Source organism: Pseudalkalibacillus sp. A8 (genome assembly GCF_045920555.1).
Lineage (GTDB): Bacteria > Bacillota > Bacilli > Bacillales > Fictibacillaceae > Pseudalkalibacillus.
Genome location: NZ_CP174509.1, coordinates 703,569 through 721,034 on the forward strand (window position 1 = coordinate 703,569; position 17,466 = coordinate 721,034).

General features: G+C 46.0%; 12 protein-coding genes, 16 tRNA genes and 3 rRNA genes. 27 read left to right on the plus strand and 4 right to left on the minus strand.

Annotation, left to right across the window (positions count from 1 at the left end; all coding sequences use genetic code 11):
• Positions 1-38: 38 nt before the first annotated feature.
• The gene (locus ACJROX_RS03715) at positions 39-398 is read right to left on the minus strand and encodes a YgzB family protein (RefSeq protein WP_408009439.1); all 360 of its coding nucleotides are present in this window, start codon (positions 396-398) and stop codon (positions 39-41) included.
• Between the two features lie 155 nt (positions 399-553).
• Between ACJROX_RS03715 and ACJROX_RS03720 the strand changes: the two genes are divergently transcribed.
• The 21 genes from ACJROX_RS03720 to ACJROX_RS03820 all read left to right on the plus strand — a co-directional run bounded on the left by ACJROX_RS03720 (position 554) and on the right by ACJROX_RS03820 (position 8,545).
• A complete protein-coding gene (locus ACJROX_RS03720; protein WP_408009440.1) occupies positions 554-1,423 on the plus strand; it encodes a nucleotidyltransferase-like protein in 870 nt (289 codons plus the stop codon).
• A gap of 297 nt (positions 1,424-1,720) precedes the next feature.
• Positions 1,721-3,271: ribosomal RNA gene (locus ACJROX_RS03725) — 16S ribosomal RNA — on the plus strand.
• A gap of 172 nt (positions 3,272-3,443) precedes the next feature.
• A 23S ribosomal RNA gene (locus ACJROX_RS03730) occupies positions 3,444-6,378 on the plus strand.
• A gap of 76 nt (positions 6,379-6,454) precedes the next feature.
• A 5S ribosomal RNA gene (gene rrf, locus ACJROX_RS03735) occupies positions 6,455-6,570 on the plus strand.
• The 16S, 23S and 5S rRNA genes sit together here with 16 tRNA genes alongside, the layout of an rRNA operon.
• 12 nt (positions 6,571-6,582) lie before the next feature.
• A tRNA-Asn gene (locus tag ACJROX_RS03740) sits at positions 6,583-6,657 on the plus strand.
• A 1-nt stretch (position 6,658) separates the two neighbouring features.
• Positions 6,659-6,751: transfer RNA gene (locus ACJROX_RS03745), tRNA-Ser, on the plus strand.
• 30 nt (positions 6,752-6,781) lie between these two features.
• Positions 6,782-6,856, plus strand: a tRNA-Glu gene (locus ACJROX_RS03750).
• Positions 6,857-6,863: 7 nt separating this feature from the next.
• Positions 6,864-6,939: transfer RNA gene (locus ACJROX_RS03755), tRNA-Val, on the plus strand.
• Between the two features lie 34 nt (positions 6,940-6,973).
• Positions 6,974-7,050, plus strand: a tRNA-Met gene (locus ACJROX_RS03760).
• Positions 7,051-7,115: 65 nt separating this feature from the next.
• A tRNA-Asp gene (locus ACJROX_RS03765) sits at positions 7,116-7,191 on the plus strand.
• Between the two features lie 31 nt (positions 7,192-7,222).
• Positions 7,223-7,298: transfer RNA gene (locus ACJROX_RS03770), tRNA-Phe, on the plus strand.
• A 4-nt stretch (positions 7,299-7,302) separates the two neighbouring features.
• Positions 7,303-7,378, plus strand: a tRNA-Thr gene (locus tag ACJROX_RS03775).
• 91 nt (positions 7,379-7,469) lie between these two features.
• A tRNA-Tyr gene (locus ACJROX_RS03780) sits at positions 7,470-7,554 on the plus strand.
• A gap of 3 nt (positions 7,555-7,557) precedes the next feature.
• Positions 7,558-7,631: transfer RNA gene (locus ACJROX_RS03785), tRNA-Trp, on the plus strand.
• 26 nt (positions 7,632-7,657) lie between these two features.
• Positions 7,658-7,733 (plus strand) — tRNA-His (locus tag ACJROX_RS03790).
• Between the two features lie 7 nt (positions 7,734-7,740).
• A tRNA-Gln gene (locus ACJROX_RS03795) sits at positions 7,741-7,815 on the plus strand.
• 5 nt (positions 7,816-7,820) lie between these two features.
• A tRNA-Gly gene (locus tag ACJROX_RS03800) sits at positions 7,821-7,895 on the plus strand.
• A gap of 63 nt (positions 7,896-7,958) precedes the next feature.
• Positions 7,959-8,033: transfer RNA gene (locus ACJROX_RS03805), tRNA-Cys, on the plus strand.
• A gap of 13 nt (positions 8,034-8,046) precedes the next feature.
• Positions 8,047-8,135: transfer RNA gene (locus tag ACJROX_RS03810), tRNA-Leu, on the plus strand.
• Positions 8,136-8,165: 30 nt separating this feature from the next.
• Positions 8,166-8,250, plus strand: a tRNA-Leu gene (locus tag ACJROX_RS03815).
• Positions 8,251-8,380: 130 nt separating this feature from the next.
• Positions 8,381-8,545 carry a YqaE/Pmp3 family membrane protein gene (locus ACJROX_RS03820; RefSeq protein WP_408009441.1) on the plus strand — a complete coding sequence of 55 codons (165 nt, stop codon included), beginning with the start codon at positions 8,381-8,383 and terminating at the stop codon, positions 8,543-8,545.
• Positions 8,546-8,699: 154 nt separating this feature from the next.
• Here ACJROX_RS03820 and ACJROX_RS03825 read toward each other — a convergent pair whose 3' ends face one another.
• Positions 8,700-9,365 (minus strand): B3/4 domain-containing protein, encoded by a 666-nt coding sequence (locus ACJROX_RS03825; protein ID WP_408009442.1) that lies wholly within the window; start codon positions 9,363-9,365, stop codon positions 8,700-8,702.
• Between the two features lie 83 nt (positions 9,366-9,448).
• Here ACJROX_RS03825 and ACJROX_RS03830 point away from each other — a divergent pair, with 83 nt between their 5' ends.
• The 6 genes from ACJROX_RS03830 (at position 9,449) to ACJROX_RS03855 (ending at position 15,757) form a co-directional block, all read left to right on the plus strand.
• Complete coding sequence (locus tag ACJROX_RS03830) at positions 9,449-11,155, plus strand: ABC-ATPase domain-containing protein (protein WP_408009443.1); 1,707 nt, start codon at positions 9,449-9,451, stop codon at positions 11,153-11,155.
• A gap of 391 nt (positions 11,156-11,546) precedes the next feature.
• Positions 11,547-12,692 (plus strand): tRNA epoxyqueuosine(34) reductase QueG, encoded by a 1,146-nt coding sequence (gene queG / locus ACJROX_RS03835; protein WP_408009444.1) that lies wholly within the window; start codon positions 11,547-11,549, stop codon positions 12,690-12,692.
• 58 nt (positions 12,693-12,750) lie between these two features.
• On the plus strand, positions 12,751-13,284 hold the full coding sequence (locus ACJROX_RS03840) for a methylated-DNA--[protein]-cysteine S-methyltransferase (RefSeq protein ID WP_408009445.1): 534 nt from the start codon (positions 12,751-12,753) through the stop codon (positions 13,282-13,284).
• Positions 13,285-13,421: 137 nt separating this feature from the next.
• Positions 13,422-14,315, plus strand: a complete 894-nt coding sequence (locus ACJROX_RS03845; RefSeq protein ID WP_408009446.1) for an amidase domain-containing protein — start codon at positions 13,422-13,424, stop codon at positions 14,313-14,315.
• Positions 14,316-14,437: 122 nt separating this feature from the next.
• Positions 14,438-14,908, plus strand: coding sequence for a tRNA (uridine(34)/cytosine(34)/5-carboxymethylaminomethyluridine(34)-2'-O)-methyltransferase TrmL (trmL, locus tag ACJROX_RS03850; RefSeq protein ID WP_408009447.1), 471 nt, complete (start codon positions 14,438-14,440; stop codon positions 14,906-14,908).
• A 282-nt stretch (positions 14,909-15,190) separates the two neighbouring features.
• The gene (locus tag ACJROX_RS03855; protein WP_408009448.1) at positions 15,191-15,757 is read left to right on the plus strand and encodes a DUF5366 family protein; all 567 of its coding nucleotides are present in this window, start codon (positions 15,191-15,193) and stop codon (positions 15,755-15,757) included.
• A 101-nt stretch (positions 15,758-15,858) separates the two neighbouring features.
• On the opposite strand, the gene ACJROX_RS03860 is transcribed toward ACJROX_RS03855, so the two are convergent.
• Positions 15,859-17,181, minus strand: a complete 1,323-nt coding sequence (locus ACJROX_RS03860; protein ID WP_408011567.1) for a transglycosylase domain-containing protein — start codon at positions 17,179-17,181, stop codon at positions 15,859-15,861.
• On the minus strand, positions 17,136-17,324 hold the full coding sequence (locus ACJROX_RS03865; protein WP_408009449.1) for a hypothetical protein: 189 nt from the start codon (positions 17,322-17,324) through the stop codon (positions 17,136-17,138). The genes ACJROX_RS03860 and ACJROX_RS03865 overlap by 46 nt, the downstream gene beginning before the upstream one ends.
• Between the last annotated feature and the right edge of the window lie 142 nt (positions 17,325-17,466).

The following is a 17,466-nucleotide window of genomic DNA, read 5'->3' on the forward strand; positions in this document are numbered from 1 at the left end:
TCATAAAGAAAGTGACCTCCATTTCAAGGTCACTTTTCTTAATCTTCCTTTTTGTTTTTTCTATTGTATTTATCATCGAATTCAATACCATCCAGTGACGGATCCATTGTAAGTGGTTGCTTACAGAACATACATGCATCCACTCTGCCAAGCACTTTTGTCACCTTATGGCAGTTCGGACATTCTACCTGGACGGCCTTGGTCGAAAGCATGCCAATCCAAATATATACTGCAGCGCTCGATAATGTTGCTAAAAAACCGATCAACATGAAAATCGTCATCACTGTAAAACTTGCTTTAAAATAAAGTCCGAGGTACATTATGATAATGCCAATGAACACTAGACTTAGGGCAAACGTTCTGATTTTATTGATCTTGCTTGTATATTTCAATTCCATAATATACATTCCTCCTCCAAACAGTATAGCAAATATGGGTATTGAAATCATGAATAATCTTTTAACTTTCATAAACATAGAGGAAAAACCGAAATGATATTGAATAGTGTAAATTGGAACGAACCACGGACATACGCACAGGAGATGATTGTACAATGGAAGATATTTTACGGCCACTCTATCAGGAAAGAGCAAGTCGTGAAGAAACGCTCGGGGTATTATTAATCGAAAAAAATAAAAAGTTCAGCCCATCCACCGATCACTTTGATGTGATTTTATTTATCATTGTTGAAAATGCTAATACGCCTTGGCAAGTGAAGCATTACGAATTTGAAGATAAAAAAGCAGCTCTCCATGTTGTTACACTCCATCAGTTGAACCAATGGTTGATGCTTGGTTCTCATCGGCGGGTCGTAGATTGGGTAGTAAACGGCAAGGTTCTGTTTGATCGTAATGAATTTGTGGATTCGCTGAAGACACGTATAAATGATTTCCCGATAGCAGAACGCAAAAAGAAAATCGGTATAGAATTCGCAAAACTGGTCCGCAGGTTCTCAGATGGAAAGGAGTTGTACCATGCCGGTCATTTCCTTGATGCTTATAACAATATCATTCATGCGCTCCATCATCTTGCACGGCTTTCCGTCATCGAACATGGTTTCTACCCAGAAGTCACTGTGTGGAATCAAGTGAAACAAATTGAACCTGAGATTTACAAGTTATATGAAGAACTTACTTCCAGCGATGAACCGATCAATAAACGAATAGAACTATTGTTACTGGCCAATGAATTCTCGTTGTCCGCTAAAACTGAACTTGGATCACGCCACCTCAAAGACATCATGAATACGCGGCCGGAAACTTGGTCGTTTTATGAATTGATGGTACATCCTGAAATGGAAGATTATAAAATTGATCTAGGTGCCATGATCGAGCATCTGATCGAAAAGGAATATATCCAAGTCATTCGACAGGATACGAAGGGAATAGGGATCTTCCATAGGACGTATCGGTTTAAGAATTAATAGCAAAAAAGTTATTGACACTCAAATATGAGCATGATATATTATATCTCGTCGCTGCGAAAGCGGCGGGATTTTGTTTTAAAAAAAGTTATTGACAGTCGGGTTTACAGATGGTATTCTATAAAGGTCGCTGTTAAAGACTTCGACAACAAAAAACATCAATAAAAGACATCTGATTTTGTTCTTATTATTGATGGGGAAGCTCTTTGAAAACTGAACAAAAGCCAAGCGTGAAACGGGTCTTTTATAAGAACCCTGAATCAATTTCGATTTACATTTAATGAGCAATCAAACACTTTATTGGAGAGTTTGATCCTGGCTCAGGACGAACGCTGGCGGCGTGCCTAATACATGCAAGTCGAGCGGACCAACGAGGAGCTTGCTCCTCAGAGGTCAGCGGCGGACGGGTGAGTAACACGTGGGCAACCTGCCTGTAAGACTGGGATAACTCCGGGAAACCGGGGCTAATACCGGATAACATTCTCCTCTGCATAGAGGAGGATTAAAAGATGGCTTCGGCTATCACTTACAGATGGGCCCGCGGCGCATTAGCTAGTTGGTGAGGTAAGGGCTCACCAAGGCGACGATGCGTAGCCGACCTGAGAGGGTGATCGGCCACACTGGGACTGAGACACGGCCCAGACTCCTACGGGAGGCAGCAGTAGGGAATCTTCGGCAATGGACGAAAGTCTGACCGAGCAACGCCGCGTGAGTGAGGAAGGCCTTCGGGTCGTAAAGCTCTGTTGTTAGGGAAGAACAAGTACCGTTCGAACAGGGCGGTACCTTGACGGTACCTAACCAGAAAGCCACGGCTAACTACGTGCCAGCAGCCGCGGTAATACGTAGGTGGCAAGCGTTGTCCGGAATTATTGGGCGTAAAGCGCGCGCAGGCGGTCTCTTAAGTCTGATGTGAAAGCCCACGGCTCAACCGTGGAGGGTCATTGGAAACTGGGGGACTTGAGTACTGGAGAGGAGAGTGGAATTCCATGTGTAGCGGTGAAATGCGTAGATATATGGAGGAACACCAGTGGCGAAGGCGGCTCTCTGGCCAGTAACTGACGCTGAGGCGCGAAAGCGTGGGGAGCAAACAGGATTAGATACCCTGGTAGTCCACGCCGTAAACGATGAGTGCTAGGTGTTGGGGGGTTCCACCCTCAGTGCTGACGTTAACACATTAAGCACTCCGCCTGGGGAGTACGACCGCAAGGTTGAAACTCAAAGGAATTGACGGGGGCCCGCACAAGCAGTGGAGCATGTGGTTTAATTCGAAGCAACGCGAAGAACCTTACCAGGTCTTGACATCCTTCGCTACTTCCAGAGATGGAAGGTTCCCCTTCGGGGGACGAAGTGACAGGTGGTGCATGGTTGTCGTCAGCTCGTGTCGTGAGATGTTGGGTTAAGTCCCGCAACGAGCGCAACCCTTGATCTTAGTTGCCAGCATTCAGTTGGGCACTCTAAGGTGACTGCCGGTGACAAACCGGAGGAAGGTGGGGACGACGTCAAATCATCATGCCCCTTATGACCTGGGCTACACACGTGCTACAATGGATGGTACAAAGGGCAGCAAAACCGCGAGGTTGAGCGAATCCCATAAAGCCATTCTCAGTTCGGATTGCAGGCTGCAACTCGCCTGCATGAAGCCGGAATTGCTAGTAATCGCGGATCAGCATGCCGCGGTGAATACGTTCCCGGGCCTTGTACACACCGCCCGTCACACCACGAGAGTTTGTAACACCCGAAGTCGGTGAGGTAACCTTTTGGAACCAGCCGCCGAAGGTGGGACAGATGATTGGGGTGAAGTCGTAACAAGGTAGCCGTATCGGAAGGTGCGGCTGGATCACCTCCTTTCTAAGGAGTCCTTTATGGACATGGAACACGCTTTGGCTTTTGTTTAGTTTTGAAAGAGCTCATTCTCTTTCAAAACATTGTTCCTTGAAAACTAGATAATGAAATTCTTGAAAACAAGACATCGAAAACGTCATTTAATGACAAGTAAGAAGTGTAAGTTCATTCATAACGTGGTTAAGTTATGAAGGGCGCACGGTGGATGCCTTGGCACTAGGAGCCGAAGAAGGACGGGACGAACACCGATATGCCTCGGGGAGCTGTAAGTAAGCTTTGATCCGGGGATTTCCGAATGGGGGAACCCACTGCCCGTAATGGGGTAGGATCCATACCTGAATTCATAGGGTATGAGAAGGCAGACCTGGGGAACTGAAACATCTTAGTACCCAGAGGAAGAGAAAGCAATCGCGATTTCCTGAGTAGCGGCGAGCGAAACGGAAACAGCCCAAACCAAGAGGCTTGCCTCTTGGGGTTGTAGGACACTCTATACGGAGTAAGAAAGGAACGGCGTAGGCGAAGCGGTCTGGAAAGGCCCGCCAGAGGAGGTAACAGCCCTGTAGCCAAAACGTCGTTCCCTCCAGAGTGGATCCTGAGTACGGCGGGACACGTGAAACCCCGTCGGAAGCTGGGAGGACCATCTCCCAAGGCTAAATACTCCCTAGTGACCGATAGTGAACCAGTACCGTGAGGGAAAGGTGAAAAGCACCCCGGAAGGGGAGTGAAAGAGATCCTGAAACCGTGTGCCTACAAGTAGTCGGAGCCCATTAACGGGTGACGGCGTGCCTTTTGTAGAATGAACCGGCGAGTTACGATAACGTGCAAGGTTAAGTCGCAGAGACGGAGCCGCAGCGAAAGCGAGTCTGAACAGGGCGCATGAGTACGTTGTCGTAGACCCGAAACCGAGTGATCTACCCATGTCCAGGGTGAAGTTCAGGTAACACTGAATGGAGGCCCGAACCCACGCACGTTGAAAAGTGCGGGGATGAGGTGTGGGTAGGGGTGAAATGCCAATCGAACTCGGAGATAGCTGGTTCTCCCCGAAATAGCTTTAGGGCTAGCCTCGTGGTGAGAGTTCTGGAGGTAGAGCACTGATTGGACTAGGGGTCCCCACAGGATTACCGAATTCAGTCAAACTCCGAATGCCAGGAACTTGTCCACGGGAGTCAGACTGCGAGTGATAAGATCCGTAGTCGAGAGGGAAACAGCCCAGACCATCAGCTAAGGTCCCCAAGTATACGTTAAGTGGAAAAGGATGTGGAGTTGCCCAGACAACCAGGATGTTGGCTTAGAAGCAGCCACCATTTAAAGAGTGCGTAATAGCTCACTGGTCGAGTGACTCTGCGCCGAAAATGTACCGGGGCTAAACGTATCACCGAAGCTATGGATTGTACCTAACGGTACAGTGGTAGGGGAGCGTTCGAAGGGCTGAGAAGCGAGACCGGAAGGACTCGTGGAGCGCTTTGAAGTGAGAATGCCGGTATGAGTAGCGAAAAGAGAAGTGAGAATCTTCTCCATCGAAAGCCCAAGGTTTCCTGAGGAAGGCTCGTCCGCTCAGGGTTAGTCGGGACCTAAGCCGAGGCCGAAAGGCGTAGGCGATGGCCAACAGGTTGATATTCCTGTACCACCTCCTTTCCGTTTGAGCAACGGGGGGACGCAGGAAGGTAGGGAGAGCGCGCTGATGGATATGCGCGTCCAAGCAGTCAGGCCGGTGGATAGGCAAATCCGTCCACCATACGGCGGAGCTGTGATGGCGAGGGAACTAGAGTACCGAAGTCCCTGATCCTACACTGCCAAGAAAAGCCTCTAGCGAGGAAAGAGGTGCCCGTACCGTAAACCGACACAGGTAGGCGAGGAGAGAATCCTAAGATGCTCGGGAGAACTCTCGTTAAGGAACTCGGCAAAATGACCCCGTAACTTCGGGAGAAGGGGTGCTCTGATAGGGTGCAAGCCCGAGAGAGCCGCAGTGAAAAGATCCAAGCGACTGTTTAGCAAAAACACAGGTCTCTGCGAAGCCGTAAGGCGAAGTATAGGGGCTGACACCTGCCCGGTGCTGGAAGGTTAAGAGGAGGGGTTATCCATTAGGAGAAGCTCTGAATCGAAGCCCCAGTAAACGGCGGCCGTAACTATAACGGTCCTAAGGTAGCGAAATTCCTTGTCGGGTAAGTTCCGACCCGCACGAAAGGTGCAACGACTTGGATACTGTCTCAACGAGAGACCCGGTGAAATTATAGTACCTGTGAAGATGCAGGTTACCCGCGACAGGACGGAAAGACCCCATGGAGCTTTACTGTAGCCTGATATTGGATTTTGGTATCGTTTGTACAGGATAGGTAGGAGCCAGAGAAGCCGGACCGCCAGGTTCGGTGGAGGCGTCGGTGGGATACTACCCTGACGGTATTGAAATTCTAACCCAGGACCGTGATCCGGTCCGGAGACAGTGTCAGGTGGGCAGTTTGACTGGGGCGGTCGCCTCCTAAAGTGTAACGGAGGCGCCCAAAGGTTCCCTCAGAATGGTTGGAAATCATTCGCAGAGTGTAAAGGCACAAGGGAGCTTGACTGCGAGACCTACAAGTCGAGCAGGGACGAAAGTCGGGCTTAGTGATCCGGTGGTTCCGCATGGAAGGGCCATCGCTCAACGGATAAAAGCTACCCTGGGGATAACAGGCTTATCTCCCCCAAGAGTCCACATCGACGGGGAGGTTTGGCACCTCGATGTCGGCTCATCGCATCCTGGGGCTGAAGTAGGTCCCAAGGGTTGGGCTGTTCGCCCATTAAAGCGGTACGCGAGCTGGGTTCAGAACGTCGTGAGACAGTTCGGTCCCTATCCGTCGCGGGCGCAGGAAATTTGAGAGGAGCTGTCCTTAGTACGAGAGGACCGGGATGGACACACCGCTGGTGTACCAGTTGTTCCGCCAGGAGCATAGCTGGGTAGCTACGTGTGGACGGGATAAGTGCTGAAAGCATCTAAGCATGAAGCCCCCCTCAAGATGAGATTTCCCATCGCGTTAAGCGAGTAAGATCCCTCAGAGATGATGAGGTTGATAGGTCTGGTGTGGAAGCGTGGTGACACGTGGAGCTGACAGATACTAATCGATCGAGGACTTAACCACTTTATTTAACATCGACGATGTTTTCAAGAACCGTTATCTAGTTTTGAGGGAACAGTATCCCTTGAATTTCATACAGTCTGGTGACGATGGCGAAGAGGTCACACCCGTTCCCATGCCGAACACGGAAGTTAAGCTCTTCAGCGCCAATGGTAATTGGGGGCTTCCCCCTGTGAGAGTAGGATGTCGCCGGGCTGATCATTTCGATCCACAGTAGCTCAGTGGTAGAGCTATCGGCTGTTAACCGATCGGTCGCAGGTTCGAGTCCTGCCTGTGGAGCCACGGAGAGCTGTCCGAGAGGTCGAAGGAGCACGATTGGAAATCGTGTGTGCGGTTTAAACCCGTACCGAGGGTTCGAATCCCTCGCTCTCCGCCATATGAACTATCTATACAACATAATTTTATTGGCCCCTTGGTCAAGTGGTTAAGACACCGCCCTTTCACGGCGGTAACACGGGTTCGAATCCCGTAGGGGTCACCATTCATATGGAGGATTAGCTCAGCTGGGAGAGCACCTGCCTTACAAGCAGGGGGTCGGCGGTTCGATCCCGTCATCCTCCACCATTTAAGACATAACTTGTCCATATACTAATATCGTCGCGGGGTGGAGCAGTCTGGTAGCTCGTCGGGCTCATAACCCGAAGGTCGTAGGTTCAAATCCTATCCCCGCAACCAATTTAAGTTCATCATAATTTCGATCAATGAACATATGGAGTACCCGAAGGGGTGCACAACCAAATGGACCCGTGGTGTAGGGGTTAACATGCCTGCCTGTCACGCAGGAGATCGCCGGTTCGAATCCGGTCGGGTCCGCCATTTAAAAACAAATTTAGCATTTATACATCTTGGCTCGATAGCTCAGTCGGTAGAGCAGAGGACTGAAAATCCTCGTGTCGGCGGTTCGATTCCGTCTCGAGCCACCATGTTGCTGGCCTAGCTCAATTGGTAGAGCAACTGACTTGTAATCAGTAGGTTGGGGGTTCAAGTCCTCTGGCCAGCACCATTTTCATTTATATGCAGAGTTTGGTTCTGATTCCTGAAATTAGGTCTTGAATCACTTTGTAATCTGTACTACAATATAAATTGTCTCTTTTGGAGGGGTAGCGAAGTGGCTAAACGCGGCGGACTGTAAATCCGCTCCCTCCGGGTTCGGCGGTTCGAATCCGTCCCCCTCCACCATTTAGGGGTATAGTTTAACGGTAGAACAGAGGTCTCCAAAACCTCCAGTGTGGGTTCGATTCCTACTACCCCTGCCAATTTATATTTTAAAACCTTAATTATGGCGATTGTGGCGAAGTGGTTAACGCACCGGATTGTGGTTCCGGCATTCGTGGGTTCGATTCCCATCAGTCGCCCCATATGCGTTGGGCTATAGCCAAGCGGTAAGGCAACGGACTTTGACTCCGTCATGCGTTGGTTCGAATCCAGCTAGCCCAGCCATTTTCGCGGAAGTAGTTCAGTGGTAGAACACCACCTTGCCAAGGTGGGGGTCGCGGGTTCGAATCCCGTCTTCCGCTCCATTCAACTTAAAAGAATTGCCGAAAGTGGTACTCCATTTTTGCGTAAAGCATAAAATGAGGTATGGCGGCATAGCCAAGTGGTAAGGCACGGGTCTGCAAAACCCTTATCCCCCGGTTCGAATCCGGGTGCCGCCTCCATCTAAACTACCCAGCCGGGGTGGTGGAATTGGCAGACACACAGGACTTAAAATCCTGCGGTAGGTGACTACCGTGCCGGTTCAAGTCCGGCCCTCGGCACCATTAACTTAATAGTAATATATATAGACACATGCCGGTGTGGCGGAATTGGCAGACGCGCACGACTCAAAATCGTGTTCCTCACGGAGTGTCGGTTCGACCCCGACCACCGGTACCATTACATACTCAACATCCCCTACAATATGTAAGGGATGTTTTTTGATTGCTTTCCTGTAAACTTTTGACTTGTTTAGATTTGTACAAGCGGGGGAATGCCTAGAAATACAAACAAAGAAGGAGGAGATATGATGCGTTATCTATTAGCTGTTTTGCTTCCGCCTCTTGCAGTATTTCTACATGGCAGCAAGTCACAAACGTTGATCAATATCGTACTTACAATCATTGCGTGGCTGCCTGGTGCTATCCATGCTTTATTGGTCGTCAATAAAGGACACTCACAAAGTCTAGCTTAATGAAAAAAACCTCCTTTTAATTGGAGGTTTTGTACATATTTTTATTCGATTGTACTTATAATGATTAAAACAAGTTTAACGCAGTGCTTCGGTAATTACGGGGTGTTGCGTTTTTTTATGTCATAGTCAGCCAAAGGGAGCCATGCTCCATCGTTCATTCGATGATTTCAGATTGAGCTTTTCCGCCATGGATTTGGACAAACATCTTCTCAATTGCTTGGAGCATTTCCGTTACATCTGAATCAGGAAGGGAAGGCTGAAAATAGACGAAATGAAGTGCTTGCGTCGTCTGTTCTGTAACCATGGTCTTTTTTGAATCAACGATTGGACTTCCGAAAGGACCACTATCGTCCCTTGTTAGTATTTTATTTTTCATATCGACTACACGGCCATTTATACCTTCGTATTCATCACCATCAGATCCGATATCTAAGAGTACATTTCCATCAATCTTTGCTTGATCATAGATACCAAGCGGGATTTGATATTGTAAGGAGAAAAAATTGTTGGTATCGGCTGCTGAGTGAATGGCACCTAACTGGGATCCTTTATATATTCTCCGAAGCAGTGCTTCTGAAGATGGACGGTAACGAGCTGGATCAGTACCAACCTTTTTGAAAATCTTGCGCCATTCCTGAATCGGCTCTATTGATGAAATAGGCTTGGATTCTGCTTCAAGCATCAGGGATTCTTGAAAAAGCTGTAACCGGCCCGCTAACATTTTAGGTGATTCATCAACCGTGATATCATTGTAATGAATGATCCCTATTTTAAAATCTGGAAGAAGTTCTTTCAGTTTATCTGAGATGGATATGTTCATAATGCTTCACCTCATCGTTTTATGTATTTTTCATTAGTGTACCATACAAGAATTTTAAGTATGAAAAGGAGTGCTTATCATCAATGCAACACCTCCAGCAATTACTTCAAAGAATAGATGGAAAAGGATATAAAGCATATAAAGATATTCGTGGCAGCTATCGTTTTAACGACTTTACATTGCATATCGATTATGTCCAGGGGGACCCGTTTGCTTCGCCGTCTAAAATAAGAATGGCGATTCCTAGGACGAAAACCATCCTGAAGCAAGAATGGGAATCGACATCAGCCCGAAAAACAAGTGTGGAGGATACGATTGCAAGAATTGTGGCTCAAGCGATCAACAATACGGATCAAAGGGCTGGCGGTACTGGTAAAAGTGGGTTGATTTCGATTGATCAACCGGGACAAGAGGTATTACAGCGGACGGCTGTTCAGCTTACTCCTGACACTGTCACCATTTGTCTATCCATCGGACTTCCTGCAAAGGGACGCAGTGTACTCGGACGTCAGGCTCAGAAAATGCTTCTCTCGATCCTACCGCAGATTTTAAAGGATTCCATTTTCTCCATTACCGAAAAAACGATTTGGAATGCGGTAGTGCTTTCTGACCAGCAGTTAGCGATTCGGGAGTATATGAAAGCCAATAAGCTCGTGACATTTGTAGCTAATGGTGCCATCCTTCCAAGAGAGAGCGGGATCAGCAATCGTCCATTAAAAACAAAAGAAGTCATACCTTTTGAAACACCTGAGTCTTTAAAGGTCGCCATTCCGGTACCCCATCAAGAGGAGCCTGTCTTAGGAATGGGCATCAAAGAAGGGATCACACTGATCGTAGGTGGAGGTTATCACGGTAAAAGCACCCTTTTGGAGGCGTTAGAAAGAGGGGTCTATAATCATATCAAAGGGGATGGCAGGGAATTTGTCCTCACCGATCCGGGAGCGATGAAGGTACGTGCAGAGGATGGGCGCAAAATTACCGATGTTGATATTTCACCATTTATCCAGAACCTGCCCTTTGGAAAAACGACGACAAGCTTTACTTCTGAAGACGCTAGCGGCAGTACATCGCAAGCTGCCACCATCATCGAATCTCTAGAAGCAGGGGCAACGGCTCTTTTGATTGATGAAGATACCAGTGCCACGAATTTCATGATCCGTGATCGGCGTATGCAACAACTCGTCTCGAAGGATAAAGAACCGATCACCCCATTCATTGATAAAGTGAGGCAGCTGTATGAAGACCACAGGGTTTCCACCATTTTGGTGATGGGTGGTTCTGGTGATTATTTTGAAGTAGCAGATACGGTCCTGTTGATGGACCAATACCGTCCTTTCGATGTGACGACAGACGCTAGAAAAATTGCCAAAGAGTCGGTCGCTGACCGGAAGAAAGAAGGCGGGACTCACTTTGGAAAAATACAAAAAAGAATACCTCATCCTGAAAGTTTAGACAGCCGGAAAGGGAAACGTTCAAAAGTCACGGCTAGAGGGCTCTACTCGATTCAATATGGCAAGGTGGATATCAAAATCGACTATGTCGAGCAATTGACTGATCCAAGTCAGACGAGAGCGATTGCCGAAATTCTTTTTTATTTGGAAAAGAAGAAGTGGTTCGGCAGGCTATCGATCGGAGAAATTTTGCAAAAAGTGGACAGGCAGATCAACGAAGAAGGCCTATCATCGTTTACAGACTTTCCCAATCAGCACCCTGGTGACTTGGTGCGCCCGCGTATGTTAGAATTAGCTTCAGCACTGAATAGACTAAGGACGCTAGCTATTCGCAAGTAGCTTTTTCTTATGAAATTTAGGCGCTGCTAAATCTTGTGGTTGATTTTTTATAGCATTTTTCTTTAAGCGAAGTTCGTGACACTCCTGCGGGAAAAGCGAGCCAGGCAAGACCCCGCAGTTTGGATGCAAACAGGTGATGCCCAGCTGAGCGACCCGTCACTTGGATCACTTCAAACTTCCGAGGCGGTCGACACATTGATTTACATCTTATGTATGAGCCCACGCAGAACCGAACTTTGTTTGGTTCGAGCCTCCTCGTCAGTCTTCCAGTGACCTACGGGACTAAGCGGGTCGCTTCCGCTTTTCTTTAGCCCGTGGAAAGGGAGTGAATTTCGCAGAAATCAACAATGAAGAATAATAATGCCAAATTTTAAAGAAAGGGGGTCAAACCATGACAGGTGCCCAGTTAAAAGAAAAAGTAATTGCATATAGTAAATCAATAGGCATCGATAAGATAGGATTTACGACAGCTGATCCATTCACAGAATTGAAGGAGCGGCTTCGGACACAGCAGGAAAACGGGTTTCAATCTGGATTTGAAGAGCAGGACATAGAAAAACGTACTCATCCAGAATTGTTGCTTCCGAAAGCGAGGTCAATCATATCGATTGCGCTTGCGTATCCTTCAAAAATGAAGGATGCACCGAGAAGTACAAGAGAAGATCGTAGAGGGATCTTTTGCCGGGCTTCATGGGGCAGAGACTACCATGACGTGTTACGTGATAAAATGAACCAGCTGGAGCAATATATTATCAAACTGCAGCCTGAAGTGAAAATTGCATCCATGGTCGATACAGGGGAACTTTCGGATCGGGCGGTTGCAGAGCGTGCTGGGATTGGTTGGAGCGGTAAGAACTGCGCAACCATTACACCTGAGTTTGGCTCCTACGTCTACTTGGGCGAATTGATCACAACGATTCCATTTGAACCAGATCAACCGATGACAGACCAATGTGGTTCCTGCAATAAATGTGTGGATGCTTGTCCGACTGGTGCCCTTGTAACCGGTGGTCAGTTGGATTCTAATAAATGCATCGCCTTTTTGACACAGACAAAAGGATTTCTACCAGAGCGCTATCGTGAGAAACTCGGGAACAGACTCTATGGTTGTGATACTTGTCAGCAAGTTTGTCCTGAGAACAAAGGGAAGGATTTTCACCACCATCCGGAAATGGAGCCAGACCCAGTAATAGCAAAACCGAAATTGAAGCCGCTTTTGACAATCAGCAATCGGGAATTCAGAGAGCAGTTCGGTCCTGTATCAGGTTCTTGGAGAGGCAAGAAGCCGATCCAAAGAAATGCGATTATCGCGTTGGGGAATTTTAAAGACGAAACAGCTCTCCCGGAATTGCTGCATGTTCTTAGTGAAGATCCTCGTCCTGTCATACGCGGGACAGCGGCATGGTCTCTCGGGAAAATTGGAGGAGCGGAAGCCGAAATTGCGCTTAAATCTGCGAAAGAGAGAGAAAAAGACGAGGATGTGCTAGCTGAGATTGATAGAAGCCTGAATATGATCGATAATCGCGTGAGAACGTGATGGTTTTATTATTTTTCGTTCAGTATGATAATGCAAAAGGGTAAAAAGAAGGGATAAAATGGCCACAATTATCAGTGTACAATATGGTGAAATGGACAGCGCAATTGGTCTACTCACATTATTAAAGACTGAAGAAGGTTTATGCCGAATTGACTTTGGATCTATCGAGGAGAATCTTCCTATCATAAATGCTTGGTTGAAAAAGCAAAGTTTGAAGGCTGAGCTTTTATATGACCAGGATGCTTTTCACCCATATATCGAGCAGATCGAGGAATATTTTCTTCATCGACGCCAGCAATTTGATTTCCCGATCACTCTTTTTGGCACACCTTTTCAGCGAAAGGTCTGGGAAGGGCTGAGAAACATTCCATATGGAGAAACATACTCCTACAAGGATGTAGCGATAATGATCGGCTCTCCCAAGTCTGTAAGAGCTGTGGGCAGTGCCAATAATAAAAATCCGCTCCCAATTGTGTTTCCATGCCACCGTGTCATCGGAAGCAATGGTGAACTCGTTGGATATGGCGGCGGGCTGGATAAGAAGGAAGTTTTGTTGAACTTAGAAAAACAACCGATACAGGTTTGTTCTTAAAAAGAAATGACAATTGAATGACTACCATAAAAGCAGTAGGCTTTGCTAGAACTGACGAGAACTCTGATTTACAGAGTTCTTTTTTTATTGGTCGAACCATAGACATGAAAGGGAGAATGACTGAGGGGGTTGTATTAATGAATTGGCTCGTTTCATTACAGGAATTTATTGAAGAACAGAATGCCTCCTTCACAACGGATCGTATAAGGGATAATCGTATCAGTACCTTGGAACGTGAAGCATTGATCCGCAGGGCAAAGAGTTTAAAGGCTAGGAATGCCGTGATCGTCAATGCCCAGGTAAAAGCGAAGATTCTAAACCACGATTCTCCAGCGTCAAATATAGAAGAGGTTACGTACTTGATAAAACGATCATACCTAATCAAACAGCCATCCAACTTTTATGTGGAGGAATCCCTTGAAAGACGGAAAGCCTTGATCGAAAACAATGAAATCGAGCTAGACCAGTCAATAGAGCAGGAAGGCCTTTTTCAATCAAAACTGCCGACGGTCGAACGCGATGAAGATGTGATGTCGATGCCTCGTTATAAGTACAACCGGCTTGAAGCGGTAAAATATGCAGAGCGCTGGTGGAATTCGCATAATCCTGCTTATAAACTGTTTGAAAATGATTGTACAAACTTCATTTCACAGTGCTTGCATTCAGGCGGTGCTCCAATGAGAGGATATCCGAGTCGTTCTAAGGGTTGGTGGTACAGAAATAACAATTGGAGCTATAGCTGGGCCGTCGCAAATACGTTAAGGTGGCATTTAAGCGGCTCCAAGCAAGGATTACGCGGACAGGAAATGCCTTCAGCTGGGCAGCTGGTGCCAGGGGATGTCATTTGCTATGACTTCAATGGGGATGGGAGATGGCAGCATAATACGATTGTCGTAGCGAGGGATGAGCAAGGTATGCCGCTGGTTAACGCCCATACACACAACAGCCGGATGCGCTATTGGGACTACACGGATTCGACTGCCTATACACCAGAAATCAGATACAAATTCTTTCGCATCATAGACGGATAATATACATCCGTCTTTTTGTTTTGGTAAATATCGAATCTTTTTCCGTTGTCAATTTCCGTAGCGGGTTGGACATGCTATAATAGATGAGATTTCAGTTTTAATGGTTATAGAGGTGAAATGATTTGGCTGTACATATCGTACTTTTCCAACCGGAAATCCCCGCAAACACAGGTAATATTGCAAGGACCTGTGCTGCCACAGATACGACACTCCATCTGATTCGCCCGCTCGGGTTTTCTACTGATGATAAAATGCTCAAGAGAGCTGGATTGGATTACTGGCAACACGTGAATATCGTTTATTATGACTCGATAGATGAATTTTTCGAGAAAACTGGGGGAGAGTATTTCTTCCTTACGAAGTATGGTGAGAAACCGCATACTTCATTTGATTACAGCAATCCTGAAGTGAACTATTACTTTGTTTTCGGCCGTGAAACGAATGGCCTTCCGGACGAAATCATCAAGAACAATAAAGAGCGATGTTTAAGAATACCGATGAATGAGAATGTCCGCTCATTGAACCTTTCAAACACGGCGGCGATTCTCGTATACGAAGCGTTGAGACAACAGGATTATCTTCATTTAAGATGATAATAAAAAACGACTGAATCATTCAGTCGTTTTTTCGTGGTATGTAGATACCACCTTATTTTCTTGTACCTGGACGATCGTTGTATCCAGCTGTAAAGATCGAAACTAAAAAGGCTAAAATAACAGCTAAAATGAGGATAAAGCTCATATAACATCCTCCTTTAGAGCATAGTATATCCATTCATACATCCCATTATAGCAAATATAACAGAAAAGTGTATGAAAAACTGTGACGAAAATGTAATAATGGAGTGAGATACTAGAAAAAATTAGGGGAATGTCATGATTGGGAAAAATACATATTTGACCGGGTATTTTCCGTTATTTGCAATCATTTTGTTCAGTGCATCTTTCGGATATTATTCACAAGGTTATTTGGTGGAGCAGCTTGAAAGGGTTGGAATATACCGAGGGATGACCGAGTTGTTTTCAATCGGTAGGGTCCAGGTTGCTCTTTGGTTCGTTTGTGCTCTGTTGTTTTTCATGTTGTTTGCAGCCCTTAAATTGATTTCCGATACATTAGTCGAATTATCACTTTTTTTCTTCTCAAAAGAAAGTGAAGGGGACACATTGAACAGGATCCGGGCGGGAAGTTCGATTTTCCTGATCGGCAGTCTCTGTTCCATTGTCGTCATACAATCTTCCGTTTTACTTCCGGTCATATTCTTGCTGTCCTTCTTGGTCTATTTCTTTTATTTCGTTTATAAAGCGAGCACTGCCTTAACGATTGCAGGGATGTTCGGTTTAGTGTTCATGCACTTGTTCTTTTGGATAAGTTTTTCAACAGGTGTCACGTATTCTGTATTAAAAGTATATAAAGCGCTGATGTCCGGAGTCATGTCAGCATGAGGAAAAGGGCTTCTCCCCCTCAGTCGTATAAACACTTTTGATCGCCCGCGATGGCTGATAAAGACCGTTATTGCTGAAGGGCGTATAAACATTGCTCAGCTCTAATGGAGAAACCCCGTAATCAAAGCCTCCAAGGACGGTGGGGAGCCTATGGTCTTTAGCTGAAACTTTATTAAAAGAAAAAGGTCAAGGAATAGAAAAGCTTGCTCAATTCCGACTGAGTCAACCATCCTGACGGCTGCCGTGTTGATCGACTTGCCCAGTGCCTCTTTTAATAACACGTTCTTATAAGTCGCATTGCCGTAGTTCGAAGGACAATACGTTTGTTTACCGAATGGCGAAGCATCTACAGGGATATTGAGCGGCAAAGCTTTCTGCTCGATAAAAGGGACAAAGACAAGGAATGGTTTGATTGCAGAACCTGGTTGTCTATAAGATTGATATGCCCGATTGAACTCATTCGCTTTCACTTTTTTCCCACCGATTAACGCCTTCAATCTGTGTGTTGTATGATCGATGACGACAAAGACCCCTTCGACATCGTGCGGCAATTGGTTCAATTGTTTCTGAGCATTATTTTGAATGGTCTTATCTAGGCTCGTTTCGATCTTGATTCCTTTTTCATAAACCAACTGATGTACGAAACGGTCCAATTCCGAGCGGATTGTTTCTTTTTCCTTTGCATTTTCAGTATTTTTCAGCATCTTATCAAAGCCTTCTGATTGTGAAACAAGGTTCTTCAATTCATGTAGCGTGTAAGATATATAGTCCGGAAATTCATGGACTGGACGTGATACGTCAAGCACGATATCACTACTCATTGCTATGTTATACTCTTCTTCTTTTATGTATTTGTTTTCGAACATTTTCCTCAAAACGTTGCGCTGTTGTTCCAGCGATTGTTCTATATTTTTAATGGGATCGTATTTGATAGGGCTGTTTGGAATCCCGCATAGGAGGGCAATTTCAGAAAGGGAAAGCTGATCGACTGATTTTCCGAAATAAAACTGGCTTGCTGTTTCAATTCCATAGATTCCATTGCCAAAATAGATCGCATTGCTGTAAAGCTCGAAAATCTTCTCTTTTGTCAAATCTTGCTCCAAACGATAGGAATAAAAGGCTTCATGGAGCTTTCGCTTGTAGGTTTTCGTATGTGACAAAAATAAGTTCCGTGCCAGCTGTTGGGTAATCGTACTTCCACCCTGGTCAATCGAATTGGATTTCGCATTGAAAACGATGGCACGGACAATTGCAGTTCCATCAACTCCAGGGTGCTTGAAGAAATGATTATCTTCAGCGGCTATGAAGGCATGAATCACCGAACTGGGCAGTTGCTCATATGGTATGTATATCCGATGCTCGGTTCCATGTATTATGTCTATGATAGAGCCATCATCAGCAAGGATGTTGAGCTTCTTGCCAATTGGGTCGAGTCGATCGGCATTTCACTTTCTATCATTTTTGAGGGAGGTTCCACACTCTTGATTTCTCCCCAAACTTGCTCGGTCAGCATAAAGGAACTGTTCAACAGGCTGATGATCACGATATATCCAGCTAAAAGTTTCAATTTTACATCCTGTCCTTCTATTTGTTTGTCATTCCTTCATTTTACCATGTATGAGAGGATTTGGTTGGAAAAGAACATCGAATGATAAAGCAAGACGGGGCATACGATGGTATTACATGTACGATTATTCCTTGGAGGGGGT

What these genes read in the sequence shown, in the direction of transcription:
- ACJROX_RS03715 (WP_408009439.1), bottom strand. Translation starts at nt 398, where the DNA reads ATGGAATTGAAATATACAAGCAAGATCAATAAAATCAGAACGTTTGCC.
- ACJROX_RS03720 (WP_408009440.1), top strand. Translation starts at nt 554, where the DNA reads ATGGAAGATATTTTACGGCCACTCTATCAGGAAAGAGCAAGTCGTGAA.
- ACJROX_RS03820 (WP_408009441.1), top strand. Translation starts at nt 8,381, where the DNA reads ATGCGTTATCTATTAGCTGTTTTGCTTCCGCCTCTTGCAGTATTTCTA.
- ACJROX_RS03825 (WP_408009442.1), bottom strand. Translation starts at nt 9,365, where the DNA reads ATGAACATATCCATCTCAGATAAACTGAAAGAACTTCTTCCAGATTTT.
- ACJROX_RS03830 (WP_408009443.1), top strand. Translation starts at nt 9,449, where the DNA reads ATGCAACACCTCCAGCAATTACTTCAAAGAATAGATGGAAAAGGATAT.
- queG (WP_408009444.1), top strand. Translation starts at nt 11,547, where the DNA reads ATGACAGGTGCCCAGTTAAAAGAAAAAGTAATTGCATATAGTAAATCA.
- ACJROX_RS03840 (WP_408009445.1), top strand. Translation starts at nt 12,751, where the DNA reads ATGGCCACAATTATCAGTGTACAATATGGTGAAATGGACAGCGCAATT.
- ACJROX_RS03845 (WP_408009446.1), top strand. Translation starts at nt 13,422, where the DNA reads ATGAATTGGCTCGTTTCATTACAGGAATTTATTGAAGAACAGAATGCC.
- ACJROX_RS03855 (WP_408009448.1), top strand. Translation starts at nt 15,191, where the DNA reads ATGATTGGGAAAAATACATATTTGACCGGGTATTTTCCGTTATTTGCA.